At 58.4% G+C, this 18,271-nt stretch carries 13 protein-coding genes; 4 read left to right on the top strand and 9 right to left on the bottom strand.

Annotated elements, in window-relative coordinates; all coding sequences use genetic code 11:
* Positions 1 to 18: 18 nt before the first annotated feature.
* The 5 genes from rodZ to ACMGGE_RS00320 all read right to left on the bottom strand — a co-directional run bounded on the left by rodZ (position 19) and on the right by ACMGGE_RS00320 (position 10,531).
* Positions 19 to 1,035 carry a cytoskeleton protein RodZ gene (gene rodZ / locus ACMGGE_RS00340; protein WP_262790640.1) on the bottom strand — a complete coding sequence of 339 codons (1,017 nt, stop codon included), beginning with the start codon at positions 1,033 to 1,035 and terminating at the stop codon, positions 19 to 21.
* Positions 1,036 to 1,328: 293 nt separating this feature from the next.
* Complete coding sequence (locus tag ACMGGE_RS00335; RefSeq protein ID WP_014171168.1) at positions 1,329 to 2,495, bottom strand: bifunctional tRNA (adenosine(37)-C2)-methyltransferase TrmG/ribosomal RNA large subunit methyltransferase RlmN; 1,167 nt, start codon at positions 2,493 to 2,495, stop codon at positions 1,329 to 1,331.
* 169 nt (positions 2,496 to 2,664) lie between these two features.
* On the bottom strand, positions 2,665 to 3,096 hold the full coding sequence (gene ndk, locus ACMGGE_RS00330; RefSeq protein WP_003860625.1) for a nucleoside-diphosphate kinase: 432 nt from the start codon (positions 3,094 to 3,096) through the stop codon (positions 2,665 to 2,667).
* A 156-nt stretch (positions 3,097 to 3,252) separates the two neighbouring features.
* Entirely contained in the window at positions 3,253 to 5,577 is a 2,325-nt protein-coding gene (gene pbpC, locus ACMGGE_RS00325; protein ID WP_248225913.1) for a peptidoglycan glycosyltransferase PbpC, read from the bottom strand.
* A gap of 1 nt (position 5,578) precedes the next feature.
* A complete protein-coding gene (locus tag ACMGGE_RS00320) occupies positions 5,579 to 10,531 on the bottom strand; it encodes an alpha-2-macroglobulin family protein (RefSeq protein WP_420293226.1) in 4,953 nt (1,650 codons plus the stop codon).
* Between the two features lie 288 nt (positions 10,532 to 10,819).
* On the opposite strand from ACMGGE_RS00320, the gene ACMGGE_RS00315 reads away from it, so the two are divergent.
* From ACMGGE_RS00315 to ACMGGE_RS00300, 4 genes are all read left to right on the top strand, one after another.
* A complete protein-coding gene (locus ACMGGE_RS00315) occupies positions 10,820 to 12,364 on the top strand; it encodes a PTS transporter subunit EIIC (RefSeq protein ID WP_420293225.1) in 1,545 nt (514 codons plus the stop codon).
* Between the two features lie 12 nt (positions 12,365 to 12,376).
* Positions 12,377 to 13,744, top strand: a complete 1,368-nt coding sequence (locus tag ACMGGE_RS00310) for a 6-phospho-alpha-glucosidase (protein ID WP_420293224.1) — start codon at positions 12,377 to 12,379, stop codon at positions 13,742 to 13,744.
* Between the two features lie 90 nt (positions 13,745 to 13,834).
* Complete coding sequence (sseA, locus tag ACMGGE_RS00305) at positions 13,835 to 14,680, top strand: 3-mercaptopyruvate sulfurtransferase (protein ID WP_032675337.1); 846 nt, start codon at positions 13,835 to 13,837, stop codon at positions 14,678 to 14,680.
* Positions 14,680 to 15,450 carry a MurR/RpiR family transcriptional regulator gene (locus tag ACMGGE_RS00300; protein WP_048029586.1) on the top strand — a complete coding sequence of 257 codons (771 nt, stop codon included), beginning with the start codon at positions 14,680 to 14,682 and terminating at the stop codon, positions 15,448 to 15,450. Before sseA ends, ACMGGE_RS00300 begins: the two co-directional genes overlap by 1 nt.
* 17 nt (positions 15,451 to 15,467) lie before the next feature.
* On the opposite strand, the gene sseB is transcribed toward ACMGGE_RS00300, so the two are convergent.
* From sseB to fdx, 4 genes are all read right to left on the bottom strand, one after another.
* On the bottom strand, positions 15,468 to 16,244 hold the full coding sequence (gene sseB, locus ACMGGE_RS00295; RefSeq protein ID WP_032648693.1) for an enhanced serine sensitivity protein SseB: 777 nt from the start codon (positions 16,242 to 16,244) through the stop codon (positions 15,468 to 15,470).
* A gap of 141 nt (positions 16,245 to 16,385) precedes the next feature.
* Positions 16,386 to 17,672 carry an aminopeptidase PepB gene (pepB, locus tag ACMGGE_RS00290; protein WP_024908644.1) on the bottom strand — a complete coding sequence of 429 codons (1,287 nt, stop codon included), beginning with the start codon at positions 17,670 to 17,672 and terminating at the stop codon, positions 16,386 to 16,388.
* Positions 17,673 to 17,732: 60 nt separating this feature from the next.
* On the bottom strand, positions 17,733 to 17,933 hold the full coding sequence (gene iscX / locus ACMGGE_RS00285) for a Fe-S cluster assembly protein IscX (protein ID WP_003860650.1): 201 nt from the start codon (positions 17,931 to 17,933) through the stop codon (positions 17,733 to 17,735).
* Position 17,934: 1 nt separating this feature from the next.
* Positions 17,935 to 18,270: an ISC system 2Fe-2S type ferredoxin gene (fdx, locus tag ACMGGE_RS00280; RefSeq protein ID WP_003860652.1), complete on the bottom strand. Its 336-nt coding sequence runs from the start codon at positions 18,268 to 18,270 to the stop codon at positions 17,935 to 17,937.
* Between the last annotated feature and the right edge of the window lies 1 nt (position 18,271).

Genomic DNA, 18,271 nt, shown 5'->3' with positions numbered 1-18,271 from the left:
TCCCGCGTTGCCCGTCTGTTACTGTGCTGCTGATTGTTCGGCATTAACGGTAAGACGTGCAACCTGGTTAGTTCTGATAAAGCGGCTCAGGTCGACAGGTTTTCCTTGATACTGGATCTGTACCGCTGCCGGAGCGCCGATTTTAAGTTTATAGGGAGCCTGACCTGTTAGGTTTAACGTGCCATCTTTGCGCTGCAGGCCGCTGAAAAGTTTTTTACCTGTCGCGTCAGTCACTTCCAGCCAGCAGTCAGCGCTGAAGTTCATTACCAGCGCATTAGGGTCGGCTGCTGTTGTCGCCGTACCCGCCGGACTGGTTGGCAGAGACGCTGCGGTATTGTCTGCAGGCTGAGTAACTGCAGGCGCGTTCGCCGCCGTATCAACATTTGCCTGAGAAGGGGCAACCACCGCGTTTTGATCCTGAGCCTGAGGCGCAGCGGTGTTAGCCGTTGCTGCCGGAGCCTGCACAGCACCGGTTGCTGACGCGTCTGGCGCTGCGGTCTGTGGCTCGCTGGAGGACGCCGCACCGTCGGTATTCAGCGGCACGCTCTGGGCGTTATCATTTCCGGCCTGGTTGAGTTCGGCGGAGGATTGATCGGCCATGGTGGTGATCTCTTCCTGCTGCGCCTTGTGGTTTTGCCACCACCATGCACCGGTCAGACCGACCACCACAAACAGCACCAGCCAGGTAAAGCTCATCAGCCAGCCATCACGTTTTTTACGACGTTTCCCCAGGGAGAAGGTCTGCATCGGCGCAACTTTTGCTGCACGGACCGGCGCCTGCTTCTCCATCATTGGCAGTAATTCGTTTTCGGGGATGTGAACCAGTTTTGCGTAAGAGCGGATATAACCGCGCAAGAACGTTGAAGCCAGATCGGCAGGCGCCTTATCTTCTTCAATATCGCGAACCGTGGAAACCTTCAGGCACAAGCGTTCCGCAACGGCTTGCTGGCTGAGTCCGAGTTGTTCACGGGCGTTGCGAAGACGAACGCCAGTGGAGAGTGCTTCATGTTGGTCGTGAGTGGCTTCAGTATTCATTCGCTACAACTACTGGTACGTGAAAAATAAGGGTTCAGGCGCCGGTGAGTCACAATGCCACCCGCACCGCGAAACTTCTGGTCAGTTAACCTTGAACAGAGAGTATAAGACTGTCAGCCCGGAGATGACAGTACAGCCCTGCCCGTACGGCTAAACTGTTGTTACGTCGTTACATACTGCCCGAAAGTCGGATGAAACGCACCGTAATTATTGATCAGTCTTCACGAATCTGACTGATTATTCAGTAAGGTTATGTCTCACGGCGCAGATAATGCGCCGCGAGTGCATAATAATCAAACAGCTTTAACCGCGATCGTCTCGCCCTGCATGCGTTTACGCAGGGTGCGCTTGGTACGGTCAATGACATCACCAGCCAGCTGTCCACATGCGGCATCAATATCATCACCACGCGTTTTACGCACGATGGTGGTGAAACCATACTCCATCAGTACCTTGGAGAAACGGTCGATACGGCTGTTCGAGCTACGGCCATACGGCGCGCCCGGGAACGGGTTCCATGGGATCAGGTTGATTTTGCACGGCGTATCTTTCAGCAGTTCAGCCAGCTGATGCGCATGTTCGGTACCGTCGTTGACGTGGTCCAGCATCACGTACTCGATAGTGACGCGACCCTGGTTGGCGTTGGATTTCTCCAGATAGCGACGTACGGCAGCGAGGAAGGTTTCGATATTGTACTTTTTGTTGATTGGCACAATTTCGTCACGAATTTCATCGTTTGGCGCGTGCAGGGAGATCGCCAGCGCGACGTCAATCATATCGCCGAGCTTGTCCAGCGCAGGCACAACGCCTGAGGTCGACAGCGTGACGCGACGCTTGGACAGACCAAAGCCAAAGTCATCCAGCATGATTTCCATCGCCGGAACGACGTTGGTCAGGTTCAGCAGCGGTTCACCCATCCCCATCATCACCACGTTGGTGATTGGGCGAGTGCCGGTCACTTTTGCCGCGCCTACGATTTTCGCAGCACGCCAGACCTGGCCGATAATTTCTGAAACACGCAGGTTACGGTTAAAGCCTTGCTGCGCGGTTGAGCAGAATTTGCACTCCAGCGCACAGCCAACCTGGGAGGAGACACACAGCGTCGCGCGGTCTTCTTCCGGAATGTAGACGGTTTCAACGCGCTGATCGCCGACTGCAATCGCCCATTTGATGGTGCCATCCGCGGAGCGCTGCTCTTCCACTACTTCCGGGGCGCGGATTTCAGCCACTTCTTTGAGCTTATTGCGCAGGACCTTGTTGATGTCAGTCATGTCATCAAAATTGTCGCTGCAGTAATGGTACATCCACTTCATGACCTGATCGGCACGAAACGGCTTTTCGCCCATCTCTTTGAAGAACTCGCGCATCTGCTGACGGTTCAGATCCAGCAGGTTGATTTTTCCATTTTTATTGGGAACCGCAGGAATGGCGACTTCGGAGGTATTCACTAATTCAGACATAATATTTACCGGCCTCGTTGTTACACGTTATGGCCCATGGAGGGTTGAATAGAAACGCCCCGGAAAGCGGTCTGCTCGTCCGGGGCGTTGCATTGTACAAAGTCTGGCGCAGGGATGCCACGTCTGGACGCGGCATTTACGAAAATAATGTGTAAACGAAACCGTTAAATTAACGGGTACGTGGACACACTTCGCCTTCAGCGAAGAAGAATGCGATTTCGCGTGCAGCAGATTCAACAGAGTCAGAACCGTGGGTGCCGTTCTCGGTGAAGCTGTCAGCGTAGTCAGCGCGCAGAGTTCCTGCCAGCGCGTTGTCCGGGTTGGTTGCACCCAGCAGATCGCGGTGACGCTGTACGGCGTTTTCGCCTTCCAGTACGGATACCACGATTGGACCGGAGGTCATGAACTCAACCAGGCCGTCAAAGAATGGGCGACCTTCGTGCTCAGCGTAGAAGCCGCGCGCCTGCTCAACGGTCAGGTGCAGCATTTTGGTGCCAACAATTTTGAACCCTGCAGATTCAAAGCGAGCGAAGATGCTGCCAATAACGTTTTTTGCCACCGCGTTTGGTTTGATGATGGAAAAAGTACGTTCAATAGCCATGATAACCTCTGTCAATGTTCTGTTGTTTTGCATACCTGAGTATGGTGTGGCGCGGATTATAATGAGCAATGGCGCCATTGCCTATGGATTCAGGTAACATTTTTTTAAAATAAGACGAGTTTTAGCAACAGCTCACATCAGAAAGCTGTTTTCAGGTCACTGAAGCGTAAAATTCACCGTCGCGACCTGCCCGGTCTCATCCATAACGAGTAACTGATAATCGCCCGACTTATCAAGCTGTAATGTGTAAACGCTTCCTTTCACATCCAGCGGTTCACCGTTCAAAAACCACCAGCGCTCACCGCTGTTGCCGGTCGCCTGAAGCGGCAACGAAACGCGGGATTCCCCCGGCAGACGTTTAATAACGGCCCCTTCACGCACGCCGGTCAGAATGAGTGGCGCAGGTGCGTCCTGCGACAGCGGAGGACAGGTTGTTGATGAAGGCGGAATCCGTACCGCACGACGCTCGGTTGCAGGCAGCCACGGCTCCAGCGGCAGCGGCCAGACATCCAGCACTTTTTCAGTAGCATCCGGGCAATCTGCGGCCACGCGTTTGCCGGTTTTATCCAGCCAGACCGGGAAACGGATCCCGCGTATGCCCTCCTGTTCGGGCAGGAGCAGCGTGGGCGGTTCACTCCCTTCCAGCAGCCAGGTAGACAGGCGACGTCGACAGTTTTCGCTGCCTTCCGGTAGCGACTGGCCGCCCGGCCAGCAGATCACGCCCCGCCCGACGCTTGCCGGACGCGGATCGCGCGGCAGACGGGCTTCGTCTACCGTTGAGCGCGACTGAAGCAGGTTATTGACCTGGTTTAATAGCGGAACCGCGCTGGCAAACCCAAACTGTCCCGCCACGGGCGTGCCGTCCGGTCGTCCGGTCCAGATGCCTATCACATAACGGGCATTCAGACCGATGGCCCAGGCATCACGGTAGCCGTAACTGGTACCGGTTTTCCACGCCAGCGGCGCAACCTGGGGTAGCGCATTATCCGGCAGCGGCTGCGCTTCATTGGCCAGAATACGGCGAATAATCCACGCCGAGCCCGGTGATAACAGCGGACGTTCAGTTAGCGGATCGCCTGGCTGCAGGCGCAGCCTTCCCGCCTTACCGTGTCGGGCAAAAGCACTGTAGGCCGCAGCAATATCTGCCAGCCGCGCGCCTGCCCCACCGAGGATCAGAGACAGATTCGGCTGCGCCCCCGCAGGCAGGATCAGCGGCAGGCCTGCGTTGCTCAGCATCCCGGCAAATCGTTTTGGTCCGTAGGCTTCCAGCACCTGAACGGCAGGCAGGTTGAGGGAGCGTACCAGCGCTTCACTCATGCTGACCGGTCCATGAAACCCGCTGTCAAAATTCCCGGGCCGATAATCACCGGTTTTTCTGGGAACGTCCTGAAGCAGCGAGGCGGGATGGATCAGGCCATCATCCAGCGCCATGCCGTAGATAAAGGGTTTTAACACCGATCCCGGCGATCGGATCGCATTGACCATATCCACATGGCTAAAACGCGTGTCATCGTTAATATCCACTGATCCCACCCAGCCGCGCACTTTCATATCGGTATGATCGACCACGATCATCGCCAGCGAGCTGCGTGCCGGCAGGCGGGATTTCCAGTTCATCGCCAGCTCTTCAAGCTGCCGCTGCAGTCCGGCATCCAGCGTGGTGACAATTTTCGTGTCGCGACTTTTACCGAGCATCATCCGAGCAAAGAGCGGCGCCAGCTGCGGCATCTGCCGGGGCGCCAGCCATACTGATTCTTCACGGGACTCTTTGACCTGCTTTGCGGACCAGACGCCCTGCGTCGCCATGCGGTCGAGCACTTTATTGCGCGCCGCTTCGGCCCGTTCAGGCCAGCGATCCGGGCGTAAACGACTCGGTGCCTGCGGCAGCACCGCCAGCAGCGCCGCGTCGGAATAGCTGAGCTGCGACGGCGGCTTGCCCAGATACGTCCAGCTTGCCGCTCCCACGCCCTGCAGCGTACCGCCAAACGGCGCGCGGTTGAGATAGAGCGTGAGGATTTCGCGTTTGGAAAGATGCCACTCCAGCTGCATGGCACGCCAGAGCTGGCGAATTTTACCGCCGAAGGTGCGCGGATGCGGGTCCAGCAGTCGCGCGACCTGCATGGTGAGTGTGCTTCCGCCAGAGATGACTTTCCCGGAACTGAGATCCTGCCAGGCAGCGCGCAGGACAGAAAGCGGGTTTACGCCGGGGTGATCCCAGAACCAGCGATCTTCGTACTGGATCAGCGCCTCAAGATAACGGGGAGAGACCTCTTCGATCGTCACCGGATAGCGCCAGATCCCGTCGCTATCGGCAAAACGCCAGAGCGGCGTGCCCTTCTCATCCACCACCACCCGGGCAGGGTTAACCTCTTTCAGCGGCAACGGCCACAGGCGGTCGGCGGCGACAATCAGCCCCCATAAAACGAGAAGCGCTCCCGCCAGCCACAGCCAGCGGGAGCGTGTCAAACGTGCCATTCGCATATTACGGAACAACAATCAGCGGGCCACTGGCCGCACCCGTTGCCCGCCACTGCGGCACATACATAGACTCGACCATCGGAACCGGCACCTGGTAGGTTCCCGGCGTCACGGCGCGCGCCAGATAAACCAGCGTAACCGGCTGACCTTCATTTACCGGCACGGCCGCCACAAAGCGGTCGTCGCGGAATTCCATATGCTGAATGTCCGCCTGCTGCATCTGGCTGAGCAGGTTCTGCACTTCGCTACCGCTGTCCTGCAGGCTGGCGCTGCTGCTTGCCAGGTTCTGGTTTTCCAGCTCCAGACCCGCAGGGAGGAGATCAACCACCAGCGCGTCCGGCACGTTCTGGCTGGCTTTGACTTCCAGCCATACCAGCACCAGCTCGCCGCTCTTCAGCGAAGAGAGCGATTTCGTGCTGCCGTCCGTTGCCAGAATATGGCGTTCAACCTGCAGCACGTTCGAGCTCGGCTGAGGAGCATAGTCAGGATAACCGGTGCTATCAAGGCGTACCCACAGCGGTGAAGTGCCGGTATTGGTCACCTGCAGCGCGCCAAGCTGGTCGCCGCTCACGTTTTGTACCTGCGCTTTATCGCCACCTGATGCGGAATCTGACAGGGAGGTTTTCGCCTGCCACGCACCCGACAAGGTTTGCAGCGAACGACCGGCCAGGAACAGCGCATTGCTCTCCTGAGTGGACAACCAGCGCTGGCTGAAGGCCTGCTCAGACAGGGCATTCAGCAGCGTATTTTGCGCATCCGGCAGAAGTTTGTACTCCTCCAGCAGAGAGAGCATCAGCGCGTTATCGCGAAGCTGGCTACCGTAATCGGCCATCCAGGTTTTGCTGTCGTTGCGCGGTGTTTTGAGCGCCAGATCCAGCGCCTGCTGGCTGCGCGGGGCATCGCCCATCAGCTTGAGCGCCATGCCCAACTGCATCAGCGGCAGGCCGGACGCCGCCTGAGCGTGACGATCCCATATTTCACGCAGCGCGCCCAGCGGCGCTTTTTGCTGACGTGCCAGCACCAGCGCGGCATAGGCCTGCACGGCGAACTTGCTGGCCTGCGTATCGTCGCTGTAGCGAACAGACATCATGCCCGGGTCCTGCAGGTAGCGCAGCAACCGGCTATTGGCATTATTCACCGCATCGGCAGGCACGCTGTAGCCCTGCTCGCCCGTACGGACCAGGAAGTCGGTCACGTAGGCCGTCAGCCAGTACTCTTCCGGACCGTTTTTATCCCACAGCGCGAACCCACCGTCTTCACGCTGCATCTGCAGCAGACGGGAAATGCCGATATCAATGGCGGCACGGCGTTTATCGTCCGTATCACCTTTGATGCCAAGCGCCGTAAGCTGCGCCGCGTTGGTGTAGAGCGACGGGAACAGACCGCTGGTGGTCTGCTCCAGACATCCATACGGATAGGCCTGCAGTTCGCGAATATAGCGCGCCAGGTTGAGCGGTGGTTTGCCGCTCAGCAGCAGTTGCCCCTGCAGGGTGGCAGGAGAGAAACCGTTGCTGTGCTGCGCCGGTGCGGTCCAGGATTCGCCAGGGTTCAGCATGGCACCGGTATTGACCGTCTGCGCAGGGAACGCCGGACGCACGCCGATTTTCCAACTCTTCTGCTGCGGGGCGAAGGTCTCGCCCGGAAGCTGCAGGCCGGTCACCTGCGCGGTCACTTCACCGTCACCATAACCGTCAAGCGCGCGTACCGGAATAAACAGCGTGCTGCGCGCCCCCGGTGGCAGCTGAACCGGCTGAGGCTGCGCGCCTTCCAGCGCCAGTTTGCCTGTCGCGTTCAGAGCGATATTCAGCGTTTGCGGCTGGTCGGTCAGGTTAGTGATATCCAACGTCAGCCGCGAGGTATCTCCGCTTGCCAGGAAGCGCGGGGTATTCAGCTCGGTAATGACCGGCGCGGCCACGATAATCTTGCTTTCGCTGCTGCCGAAATCCTCTTCCGTCCAGGCCTGCGCCATCAGACGCAGCTCACCGTTGAAGTCTCCAATCGGCAATGTAATTGTGCCTTCCCCGTTGGCATCCAGCGTGACCGGTTGTGCCTGCTGGGCAATGATGGTGACGTGGTTCACCGGCGGTTTGCCGCCACGCTTCAGTTCATCCCCATCGCCACCAAAGCGCAGCGCGGCCAGACGGCCCTGCCCTTCAATAACCTGGCCGTATATATCGTAGATATCCGCGCCGTAACGCTTCTGACCAAAGAAAGCCTGCCACGGATCCGGCGTGACGTAATCGGTAATATTCAGCACGCCGCTGTCCACCGCCGATACCAGGACATTCACCTTCTGCGGCACGGCCCCCTCTTTCACGCTGGCTTTCACCTTCACCGAGAGCGTCTGGTTCGGACGCATTTTCTGCGGATTATCGAGCGCAATATTCAGGCGGCGATTTTCGTCACCCATCGGCAGATGCAGCAGGCCGACCGCGCGTTTCGGCGTGGCGGATTTGGATTTATCTCCGGGACGTACCACCAGCGTACTCAGGTAGAGGTCGTGACGCTTCCAGGCCTTGTCGACCGGGATAGCGAGATCCAGTCCGTTTGCCGGTACGTCGATCTCTTTCCACCACAGCGGCCCTTCGCTGGACTCGATCATCGCATAGCCCTTGCCTGCGGCTGGCGCGGCAATGTGCAGGTTGATGGTGTCGCCTGGCTGATAGGCTGGCTTATCCAGTTTCAAGGTCACGCGGTCAGGGCGTGCAGCGCCGGTGCCGTCGCTGTTATCCTGCCAGCTGTACCCCGCCCAGAAGCGCACGCTGCTGACCATCTCATCAGGCGCTTTCACCTCCAGACGATAAGAGCCCCACTCCACCGGGAAGGTGACTTTACCCGTTTCATCGGCCTTAAGCGTCAGCTCCTGCTCGCCTTCGACCAGGTCTTTCTGATCGAACTGAGACTGCCAGCCTTCGCTCTCAGACCAGTTCCAGAAGTAGTCCCGACGCTCGCGAATCAGACGAACCTGTAACCCGGAAACGGCCTTTTTCGCGCCGCTGGCATCGGCATACACGATGTCGAAGCTGGCATTGCCGTTCTCATCAACAATCGGTTGGTTGACGGTCGTATCGGTGCGGTAGTCATAAACCGCCTTGCTAGCGAACTGAGGACGGATACCCGGCAATTCCGCTGCGGGCCAGATAGCCTGCTCAGCACGACGCGTCACCGGACGACCACCCGACTCCAGCAGGCTGGCCTGCAGGATCAGCTGCAGCGGAGAGTGCACCTCTTTCCACTGGCTTTCGGTAGAAACCTGCCCACGTCCCTGCTCGTCCAGCGTAAGCTGCACTTCATCCAGGCTGCGGCTCAGGTTCTCTTCAGCGATATCACCAAACTGGAAGCCCGGCAGCGCGGCCACCGCGTCACGCAGCGGACGCAGGAAGAGCTGGCCCTGCAGAGAGTTACCGTTGGCCGGAGCGCCATACAGGTAATAGCCGACCACGTTAAAGTCCACGTTATCCTGCGGTGAAACCGGCGTTTTTTGTCCGCTCAGGTTGAGCGCCATGCGCTCTGGCATGAAGTCTTCGACGTGGAAGTCCCACAGACGCTGCAGGTTATCGCCCGTGTTGGCGCGGATATGCCACATGCCGGTCTGCGCCCCGCTGTCCAGCGGATAGTTAAAGCGATAGAGACCGTTCTCCGGCTTGACGACGATGGTACGTGCAATCTGTCCATCCGGACGCAGCACGTCAAGCTTCACGGGCTGATCGGGAAGTGGCTTACCGTCACTGTCGCGCAGCAGGCCGTTGAGGATCACCGTTTCGCCCGGGCGGTAGAGATCGCGTGGGCCAAACATAAAGAACTGCTTGCTGTAGCCCGGACTCCCTGCGATATCAAACTCCGCCAGATCAAGAGCCGGCAGCTTGAGGTCAAGCAGCGTGGTCTGGCCGTCTTTACTGGCCAGGATCAGCGCGGCCTCTTTGTCGGTCTCAAGCTTTGCGTGGCCATCGCCGTCGCTTTTCGCTTCGGCAAGCGTCTGCCCTTTATCGTTCAACAGGGTGACGGTGACGCCAGACTGCGCCGCACCGTTCTCCAGACTCTGGGTGAAGATGTCTAGGCGATTATGATAACGGTGAGCGGACAGGCCAATATCGCTTAAGGTAAAGAGTGTCGCGGCGTTGCTGTAGTTGTAGTGCCCGGCCTGGTTCATGACCGCGATATAAACGCCAGACTGCTGGAGCGGTTTAATATCCTTTAGGGGCAACAGTAATTTTTCGCGCGTGTTGCGCGCCGGATTAAGATCGAATCGACCGGTGTAAACCAGCTCCGCCATCTTCAGCAGGTTGTCGGATTCCCAGTTGGTCAGCGAGTTACGGTACTCCCACTGGCTGACAAGGGAAGCCAGCGATTCCGGCTTCACGCGGTAGAAGTTGACGTCAACATTGTTGACGTTGAGCGCCATTACCGGCAACCCTTCCACCACCTTACCCGGCAGCAGCGAGCCGCGGCTGGCAAAACCGACGGTGGGTTCAACGTCCCGGGTGGTCAGGGCTTTCTCATAATCAATGCCGAACGTCGCCTTGTTCAGCGCCTGCAGGCCCCGTTCAACGGTAACGACCAGGTTGCGGTTGGGCTCCAGATGGCGCAGGCGAAGCTCTTTCAGGTTAGGCGCAAGTTCCCACGCCCCGTCAACTTTGCCGCTTTTTTTGTCCACGACATGCACGGTTTTCGCGAAATCCTGATCGGGATTCAGCGGAACCGAGAATGTCAGCACCAGCGTGGCGGCACCGTCGAGCTGAACTTCAGAGGCATCCAGCAGGGTCAGCGCTTTTCCCTGACTCTGGGCGGCGAGCTTAGCCAGCGTTTCAGCATTTGGCTTTTCCGCGGCTTTCGGTGTGGATGCGGTGGATGCCGCGGGAGCCGCAGCCTGAGATTTATCGTCGCTGTTATCACAGCCGACAAGCGTAAACGTGGTAAGCAGCGCAAGAGAGAGCGCGGCTAAGCGAAACGGTTTCATCCTTTGTCCCTGGCCCTGAGGGGGCCTGTTGGTCGTCGTCCGGATAAGTATTATCCGCAAGTTTCATTAATTCAAAAAGTCCAATTTTAGAATCTGGAAAGCGCCTCGCAGAATGGCAACACGCCGCTACGCCGTGATGGAACCGCGATCACAGCCCCAAACGTCACATGTTACCTTTCACGTCATTTGTTTTTAAAACAAGAGGATAGCTGGATAAGCGTCCCTGAAGGCTGCTAGTTTTATAACCATGACGCACCCCGAGTGCGCGGTTCAATAAGAGAGAAAGCCATGAAACGAGCCGTGAACGCCCTACAAAATTTCGGAAAATCATTGTACGGACCGGTGCTTATCTTACCGATCGTCGGTCTGTTTATCGCCTTTGGTAACGTGCTGGGTAACGGTAATCTCGCTGAATACCTGCCCTTTCTTGGCCATCCGCTGATTCAGCATCTTGGTCAGCTTATCGCGAAATCGGCCGTGTCGGTGCTGGTGAACCTGGCACTGGTGTTTGCCGTTGGTATTCCGATTGGTCTGGCGACGCGCGATAAAGGCTATGCCGCGCTGATTGGACTGGTCACCTTTGTCGTATTCATCAACGCCATGAACGTCACGCTGCAGCTGCAGGGCGCGCTGGCGCCTGCAGCCGAAATGAAGGCGGCCGGGCAGACCATGGTGCTGGGCGTCCAAGTACTGGAGATGGGCGTTTTCGCCGGGATCCTGACCGGGGCGCTGTCGGGATACCTGTACAATAAATATTCCGGCGTACAGTTTAACGGCGCGATGGCGATTTACTCCGGCCACTGTTTTGTCGCCATTGTGATGCTTCCCGTCTCCATGCTGCTCGGCGTGGTGATGAGCGAACTGTGGCCGTTTGCCCAGCACGGTATTAGCGCCCTGGCGCTGGCCATCAAAGGCTCCGGACCATTTGGCGTGGCCATCTACGGCTTCCTGGAACGCATTCTGGTCCCCACTGGCCTGCACCATCTGGTCTATACCCCGTTCCTCTATACCGAACTCGGGGGCACGCAGGAGGTCTGCGGCACGGTGTATCAGGGTGCGCGCAATATCTACTTCGCTGAGATGGCCTGCCCGGACGTGAAGCAGCTCAGCAGCACGGTGGTGTGGGACGCCCGCGGCATCAGCAAGATGTTTGGCCTGCCCGCCGCGGCGCTGGCGATGTATATGACCGCCAGGCCAGAGCGTAAAGCGGCGGCGAAAGCGATTCTGCTCCCGGCGGCGCTGACCTCGCTGCTGGTCGGCGTCACCGAGCCGATTGAGTTCTCCTTCCTGTTCGTCGCCCCGCTGCTGTTCGTGGTGCATGCGGTGCTGACCGGCATCGGCATGATGCTGTTCTCGCTGCTGGGCGTTCACGCCATCGGCGCCAACGGGATTATCGACTTCATCCTCTACAACCTGCCGCTCGGCACGGCCAAGTCCAACTGGCCGATGTACATCCTGGTCGGGCTGATCATGTTCGCCCTCTACTTCGTGGTGTTCCGCTTCCTGATCCTGCGCTTCAACATGAAAACGCCGGGTCGTGAAGATGAGGACCAGGAGACGCGCCTCTACAACAAGCAGGAGTACCAGGCGAAGGGCAATAACGACGGTCTGGGCGAGTCCATCGTGGTGGGGCTGGGCGGCCGGGAAAATATTGAAGTGGTGGACAACTGCTACACCCGCTTACGCGTCACGGTAAAGGACGTCGCCATTATCGACGAGCCGCGTCTGAAGGCGACCGGCGCGAAAGGGATTATCAAACAAGGTAACAACGTTCAGGTGGTCTACGGGCTGCATGTCAAAAAAATGCGAGAAGCCGTTGAGACGTTTCTCTGAAAGGAGCTAAAGATGTTTACACCCCCAGTCATTCTGTCGATTGCCGGCGGCGGCAGCACCTACACGCCGGGCATTGTGAAAAGCCTGATGGTGCGCCTGCAGGATTTCCCGCTGGCCGAAATTCGCCTGTACGATATCGACGAGGCGCGTCAGAACACCATTGCGCCGGTCGTCGAGAAGGTCATTCGCGACCACAGTCAGCACATCAAATTTACCGTCACCAGCGACCCGGAAGTGGCCTTCAGCGGCGCGCATTTTGTCTTCGCCCAGATGCGCGTCGGCCAGTACAAAATGCGCGAGCAGGATGAGAAGATCCCGCTGCGTCACGGCGTGGTGGGCCAGGAAACGTGCGGCCCCGGCGGGCTGGCCTACGGCCTGCGCACGATCCTGCCGATGGTGGAGCTTATCGATCTGGTCGATCGCTACGCGCATGAAAAAGCCTGGATCGTGAACTACTCCAACCCGGCGGCGATCGTCGCGGAGGGCGTGCGCCGTCTGCGGCCAAATGCGCGGGTGCTGAACATCTGCGATATGCCGGTGGCCGCCATGCGCAATATGGGGGCGATTCTGGGTGTCGATCGCCGCAAGCTGGAAGTGGACTACTTCGGCCTGAACCACTTCGGCTGGTTTACCCGCGTGCTGGTGGACGGCGAAGACAAGCTCCCGGCGCTGCGTAAGCATATCGCGAAGTTTGGCCTGCTGACGGAAGATGCGGCTAAAACCGATCCGCAGCATTCCGACCCCTCCTGGGTGAAAACCTGGCGCAACATCAAGCCGATCATGGACAATTTCCCCGAGTATCTGCCGAACCCGTATCTGCAGTATTACCTGATGCCGAACCAGATTGTGGCGCACCAGAGCCCGGACTATACTCGCGCAAATGAAGTGATGGACGGGCGCGAGAAAAAGCTGTTCGCCGCCGCCGAAGAATATCAACGCACCGGAATTTTACCGGATGCCTTTCACGTGGGCGTCCACGGCGAGTTTATCGTCGATGTGGCCTGCTCGCTGGCCTTTAACCTGAGAAGCCGCCATCTGGTGATGGTGGAAAACCGCGGGGCGATTACCAACCTGCCGTACGATGCGGTGGTGGAAGTTCCCGCTTATATCACCTCCGAGGGCCCAGAACCGATCCGTATTGGTCAGGTGCCGCTGTTCCATCAGACGCTTTTGCAACAGCAGCTCGCATCTGAACAGCTGCTGGTGGAGGCGACTATCGAAGGCAGCTATGAGAAAGCCTTGCAGGCGTTTACCCTCAACCGCACCGTGCCGACCATGGAACATGCAAAAGCCATTCTGGATGAGATGATTGAGGCCAACCGTGACTACTGGCCAGCGCTGCAAAAAGCCTGGCAGGACGGCGAACCGGTGAAAAAATAGGGGCTTGCTCGCGAGTTGAACGTGGTTTGCTTGTCGGTGTCAGAAAAAACACCGACAATCCTTTTTTACGGAAAAGAATGGAGGCAACCCATGTCCACCTCATATTTTGTCGCTGCCGACTGGCTGATTGAGCACGGCGACGATCCGGAAGTTCAGATTATCGACGCGCGTATGGCCCCTCCGGGACAAGAGCATCGTGACGTGCCCGGTGAATACCGTGCCGGGCATCTGCCGGGTGCGGTATTTTTTGATATTGAAGCCCTCTCCGATCACACCTCTCCCCTGCCGCACATGCTGCCGCGCCCGGAAGCGTTTTCCGTGGCGATGCGCGAGCTGGGCATCAGCAAAGACAAACACCTCGTTGTCTATGATGAAGGTAACCTCTTCTCCGCGCCGCGTGCGTGGTGGATGCTGAAAAACTTCGGCGTGGAAAAAGTCTCGATTCTTGCCGGCGGGCTGGCGGGCTGGAAGCGCGACGAGCTGCCGCTTCAGCAGGGTGATGTCACGCTGCCGGAAGGTGAATTCGACGCGACCTTTGACACCCACGTGGTAAAACGCCTGACCGACGTGCTGGTCGTGAGCCATGAAAAAACGGCGCAAATCGTCGATGCCCGCCCTGCTCCTCGCTTCAATGCCGAAGCGGATGAACCGCGTCCGGGGCTGAAGCGCGGGCATATTCCGGGCGCGCTGAACGTGCCGTGGGGCGATCTGGTATTTGAGGGTGAGCTGAAAACTACCGACGAACTGCGCGCCATTTTTGACCGGGCAGGGGTTGATTTGCATCGTCCAGTGATTGCCAGCTGCGGTTCCGGCGTAACGGCCTGCGTGGTCATTCTGGCGCTCGCCACGCTCGGCGTAAGCGACGTCACGCTCTACGACGGCGCCTGGAGCGAATGGGGTGCGCGAGACGATCTGCCTGTCGAACCCGCGAAATAATGGATAACCGCCTGGCCACGCTGTTAACGCGCGGAGCGTCATTGACCCGCGCGGAGTATCGCGTCCTCGCCCACCTCACGGAGCATCCTCTGCTGGTGGGCAATATTACGGTTCGCGAGCTGGCACAGGCGACGTTCGTTTCTACCGCCACCATCATGCGGCTGTGCCAGAAGCTGGGGTTCAGCGGCTTTAGCGAGTTTATCTGGCACTGCAAGCAGCTGCTCACCGACACGCCGCACATTGCCGTTCAGGGGCAATCGCCCCCTGAGCTCCCGGCGCTGTTTAATCAGTTTATCGCCAACTATCAGCACACCTTTCAGTGGGTCACCCAGGACAAACGCCAGCAGTTTGCTAACCTGCTGCGCCAGAAAGAGAGTTTCTTTCTCTACGGGGCCGGGTTCTCTTATCTGTTTGCGGAGTACCTGACCAAGAAGCTGCAGGTGCTGGGCAAAACGGCGTTTATCTCCGGACCGGGCGACAGCCGGAACATTTTTCTCAGCAATGCCGCTCGCTATCAGGTGTTTATTGCCGTCTCGCGCAGCGGCGAAACGGAGCAGGTGCTGGATAAAGCGCGGATAGCCAAAAACGTCGGCATGACCATCGTCGCGTTTACCCGCGCCTCGGCCAACACGCTGGCGGAGATGGCCGACGTTCACTTTGCGCTCTATGACGAAGCGGTACACTTCGCTGCCGAAGCCGCAGGGGTGACGTCGTTTGAGTCGAATCTGGTGCTGCTGATGGATTTACTGCTGCTGGAAGCAACGGGGTGATATTCACCCCGCTGAAATCAGATGATGCGGTTGGTTTTGAGATCGCGCAGGAACCCGCCCCAGCGACGCTCATAGAACGGCGTGATGTGCTCGGTAATAAAGTGGCTGATGCCCTTCTCACCGTTTTTCACCTGACAGATATCAATTGGTTCATCGCCCGGTAGCGTGTCGGTCGCCACGCTGCCCGCCGCCTGAACGATCTCGTCGAAATCGCCATCGGCTTCAATACCGATCAACAGCACCGGCTTTTCGTCCGCACGCTCTTTGATGGAGCAGAGAAACGCGCGCCTGACGGGCTTGAGCGTTTTGAACAACGTCGTCAGAGAATCAATCATCTGCGCGGGTGGCTCGGCCACTTCAGACAGCAGCAGCGTTTCGCCCCCTTCCAGCACTTCCTGCGTGCTGAGCGGGTTGCCCTCTTCGCCAATCAGGTGGCTGATTTCACGCGGCGTAAACTCTTTCCCGGTCGGCAACTTGGCGTTGAGAAACAGCGTCTGGCCGAGCGTCATTTCAAACAAGGTACGCACCGGCATCACCACGAACGCCTGTTCGTCTTCAACCGCTTCCTGCAGCGCTTCCAGCGAGGTGAAGAACGGAATCACCGACGTGCCGTCGTCTTTCTCCCAGTGCAGCAGATCCAGCGCGCTGTCTTCCACGACCTGCTCACCTTCCGCGGCGGTACCTGGTACCCAGACGGTGGACTCCAGCAGCGTGCGGAAAAATGCCGGACGGTGAGCGGGCTCGGTCGCCGCCTGCTCCAGCAGGGTTTCTAATTCGTTTTTGGTATCTGACATAGTTTGGCTACTTCAAAAAACGCCGGGTGGCGCTTCGCTTACCCGGCCTACAAAACCGTAGGTCCGTGCAAGCGCAGCGCCGCCGGGCAATATGATGACTCCGAAGGCGCGCGTAAGCGTAGCGCCACCCGGCTAAAAAGATTACTCAGCCGTCAGCAGGTTCGCTACGGTACGCACGCCCAGACCGGTCGCGCCCGCGGACCACTGCTCAACCGCCGCTTTGCGGTACGTTGCGGAGCAGTCAATGTGCAGCCAGCCTTCATGGTAGTTCTCAACGAAGTGAGACAGGAATCCTGCTGCGGTGCTTGCACCCGCCGGGTACGCCGCGCTGGCGGTATTGTTCAGTTCGGCAAAGTTGGACGGCAGCTGGCTACGGTGGAACTCGGCCAGCGGCAGACGCCAGAACGGTTCGTTTTCCGCCGCAGCGCTGGCCAGCAGGCGTGCGGCCAGCTTGTCGTCAAAGCTGAACAGCGCGTGGTAGTCGTTACCCAGCGCGGTTTTCGCCGCACCGGTCAGAGTCGCCATGTCGATGATCAGCTCAGGCTTCTGGGCAGAAGCGTCGATCAGGCCATCGGCCAGCACCAGACGGCCTTCGGCGTCGGTGTTCATCACCTCAACGTTTTTGCCGTTACGGTAGCGAATGATGTCGCCCAGCTTGAAGGCGTTACCGCTGACCATGTTGTCCGCGCAGCACAGGTACAGCTTCACGCGCTTTTTCAGACCGCGGGTGATGGCAAACGCCAGCGCACCGGTGATGGTGGCCGCGCCGCCCATGTCGGACTTCATGGAGTCCATGAACGCGCTCTGCTTCAGGCTGTAGCCGCCGGTGTCGAAGGTGATGCCTTTACCTACCAGGCAGGCAAAGACAGGGGCGTCTTTATCGCCGGTTGGGTTGTAGTCCAGCGCCAGCAGCACCGGTGGACGCTCAGAACCACGGCCCACGGTGTGGATCCCCATGTAGTTCTGCTCGCGCAGGTCTTCGCCCTTGGTGATGCGGTAGGACATCTTGTCGCCCGCCACGCCGCACAGCAGGTCAACGGCGCGCTGCGCCAGCTGCTCAGGGCCTAACTCTTCCGCCGGAGCGTTAATGGTGTCGCGTACCCAGTCGATGATTTGCAGACGGCTTTCCAGCTCTTTCTGACCGGCTTCGTCGAGGTTCGCCCACTCAATTTTGCGGGTGCCTTTCGGCCCTTTGTAACCCGCCCAGAACGCCCAGCTGCGGTCGGTGTCCCAGCCTTCGCCTTCCAGCGAGACATGCTTAATGCCCAGACCGTCAATTTTACGCGCGGCGCGCTGGATCAGGCCCAAATCATCGTTGCCCGTCAGGTGCAGGGTAATACCGTCGTTGTTGATGCTGTAGCTGGCTTTCTCGCCCCAGCGCGCGTCGGCGGGCTGCGTAGAGAGCGTAATCTTCATCGCTTCGGTCATTTTATTTTTCCTTATTAGCAACTAGCAAACGGGCCGCCTGAAGGCAGCCCGTTTTGTTATTTATTCTGCTTCATCTAACCAGACTAACAGAATCGCCTCCAGAATTTTTTCATTGGATGCGTTTGGATCGTCGTCGAAATCTTCCAGATCGCAGATCCACTGATGCATATCGGTGAATCGTACGGTCTTCGGATCGAGATCCGGGTTCGCGTCGTAGAGCGCTTCGCCGATTTCACGGCTGTCTGTCCACTTCAGTCCCATATTAATGCTCGCGTGCGTGGTTGATGGTGTAGCGTGGGAACTCCACGACCAGATCTTCATCGGTCACCGCAGCCTGGCAGCTTAAGCGGCTGTCTGGCTCCAGACCCCATGCTTTATCTAGCATGTCGTCTTCGTCTTCGGTGCTCTCGGCGAGAGAGTCAAAACCTTCACGCACGATGCAGTGGCAGGTGGTGCAGGCACAGGATTTTTCACAGGCGTGTTCCACTTCGATACCTGCACGCAGGGCCACATCGAGAATGGTTTCACCGGTCTTCGCTTCCAGAACAGCGCCATCCGGACAGAGGTCCGCATGAGGCAAAATTACAATCTTTGGCATA

It is taken from the genome of Enterobacter sp. BNK-22 (assembly GCF_048684805.1).
Taxonomy (GTDB): Bacteria; Pseudomonadota; Gammaproteobacteria; order Enterobacterales; family Enterobacteriaceae; genus Enterobacter; species Enterobacter quasiroggenkampii.
Note: the sequence above shows the minus strand (reverse complement) of the source record. Positions and strands in the feature narration are given on the sequence as shown.

Bases quoted from the DNA above. Each gene is read 5' to 3' on its own strand.
- ndk (WP_003860625.1), bottom strand. From the start codon at position 3,096: ATGGCTATTGAACGTACTTTTTCCATCATCAAACCAAACGCGGTGGCA.
- iscX (WP_003860650.1), bottom strand. From the start codon at position 17,933: ATGGGACTGAAGTGGACAGACAGCCGTGAAATCGGCGAAGCGCTCTAC.
- sseB (WP_032648693.1), bottom strand. From the start codon at position 16,244: ATGTCAGATACCAAAAACGAATTAGAAACCCTGCTGGAGCAGGCGGCG.
- ACMGGE_RS00300 (WP_048029586.1), top strand. From the start codon at position 14,680: ATGGATAACCGCCTGGCCACGCTGTTAACGCGCGGAGCGTCATTGACC.
- pepB (WP_024908644.1), bottom strand. From the start codon at position 17,672: ATGACCGAAGCGATGAAGATTACGCTCTCTACGCAGCCCGCCGACGCG.
- sseA (WP_032675337.1), top strand. From the start codon at position 13,835: ATGTCCACCTCATATTTTGTCGCTGCCGACTGGCTGATTGAGCACGGC.
- ACMGGE_RS00320 (WP_420293226.1), bottom strand. From the start codon at position 10,531: ATGAAACCGTTTCGCTTAGCCGCGCTCTCTCTTGCGCTGCTTACCACG.
- ACMGGE_RS00310 (WP_420293224.1), top strand. From the start codon at position 12,377: ATGTTTACACCCCCAGTCATTCTGTCGATTGCCGGCGGCGGCAGCACC.
- ACMGGE_RS00335 (WP_014171168.1), bottom strand. From the start codon at position 2,495: ATGTCTGAATTAGTGAATACCTCCGAAGTCGCCATTCCTGCGGTTCCC.
- rodZ (WP_262790640.1), bottom strand. From the start codon at position 1,035: ATGAATACTGAAGCCACTCACGACCAACATGAAGCACTCTCCACTGGC.
- ACMGGE_RS00315 (WP_420293225.1), top strand. From the start codon at position 10,820: ATGAAACGAGCCGTGAACGCCCTACAAAATTTCGGAAAATCATTGTAC.
- pbpC (WP_248225913.1), bottom strand. From the start codon at position 5,577: ATGCGAATGGCACGTTTGACACGCTCCCGCTGGCTGTGGCTGGCGGGA.
- fdx (WP_003860652.1), bottom strand. From the start codon at position 18,270: ATGCCAAAGATTGTAATTTTGCCTCATGCGGACCTCTGTCCGGATGGC.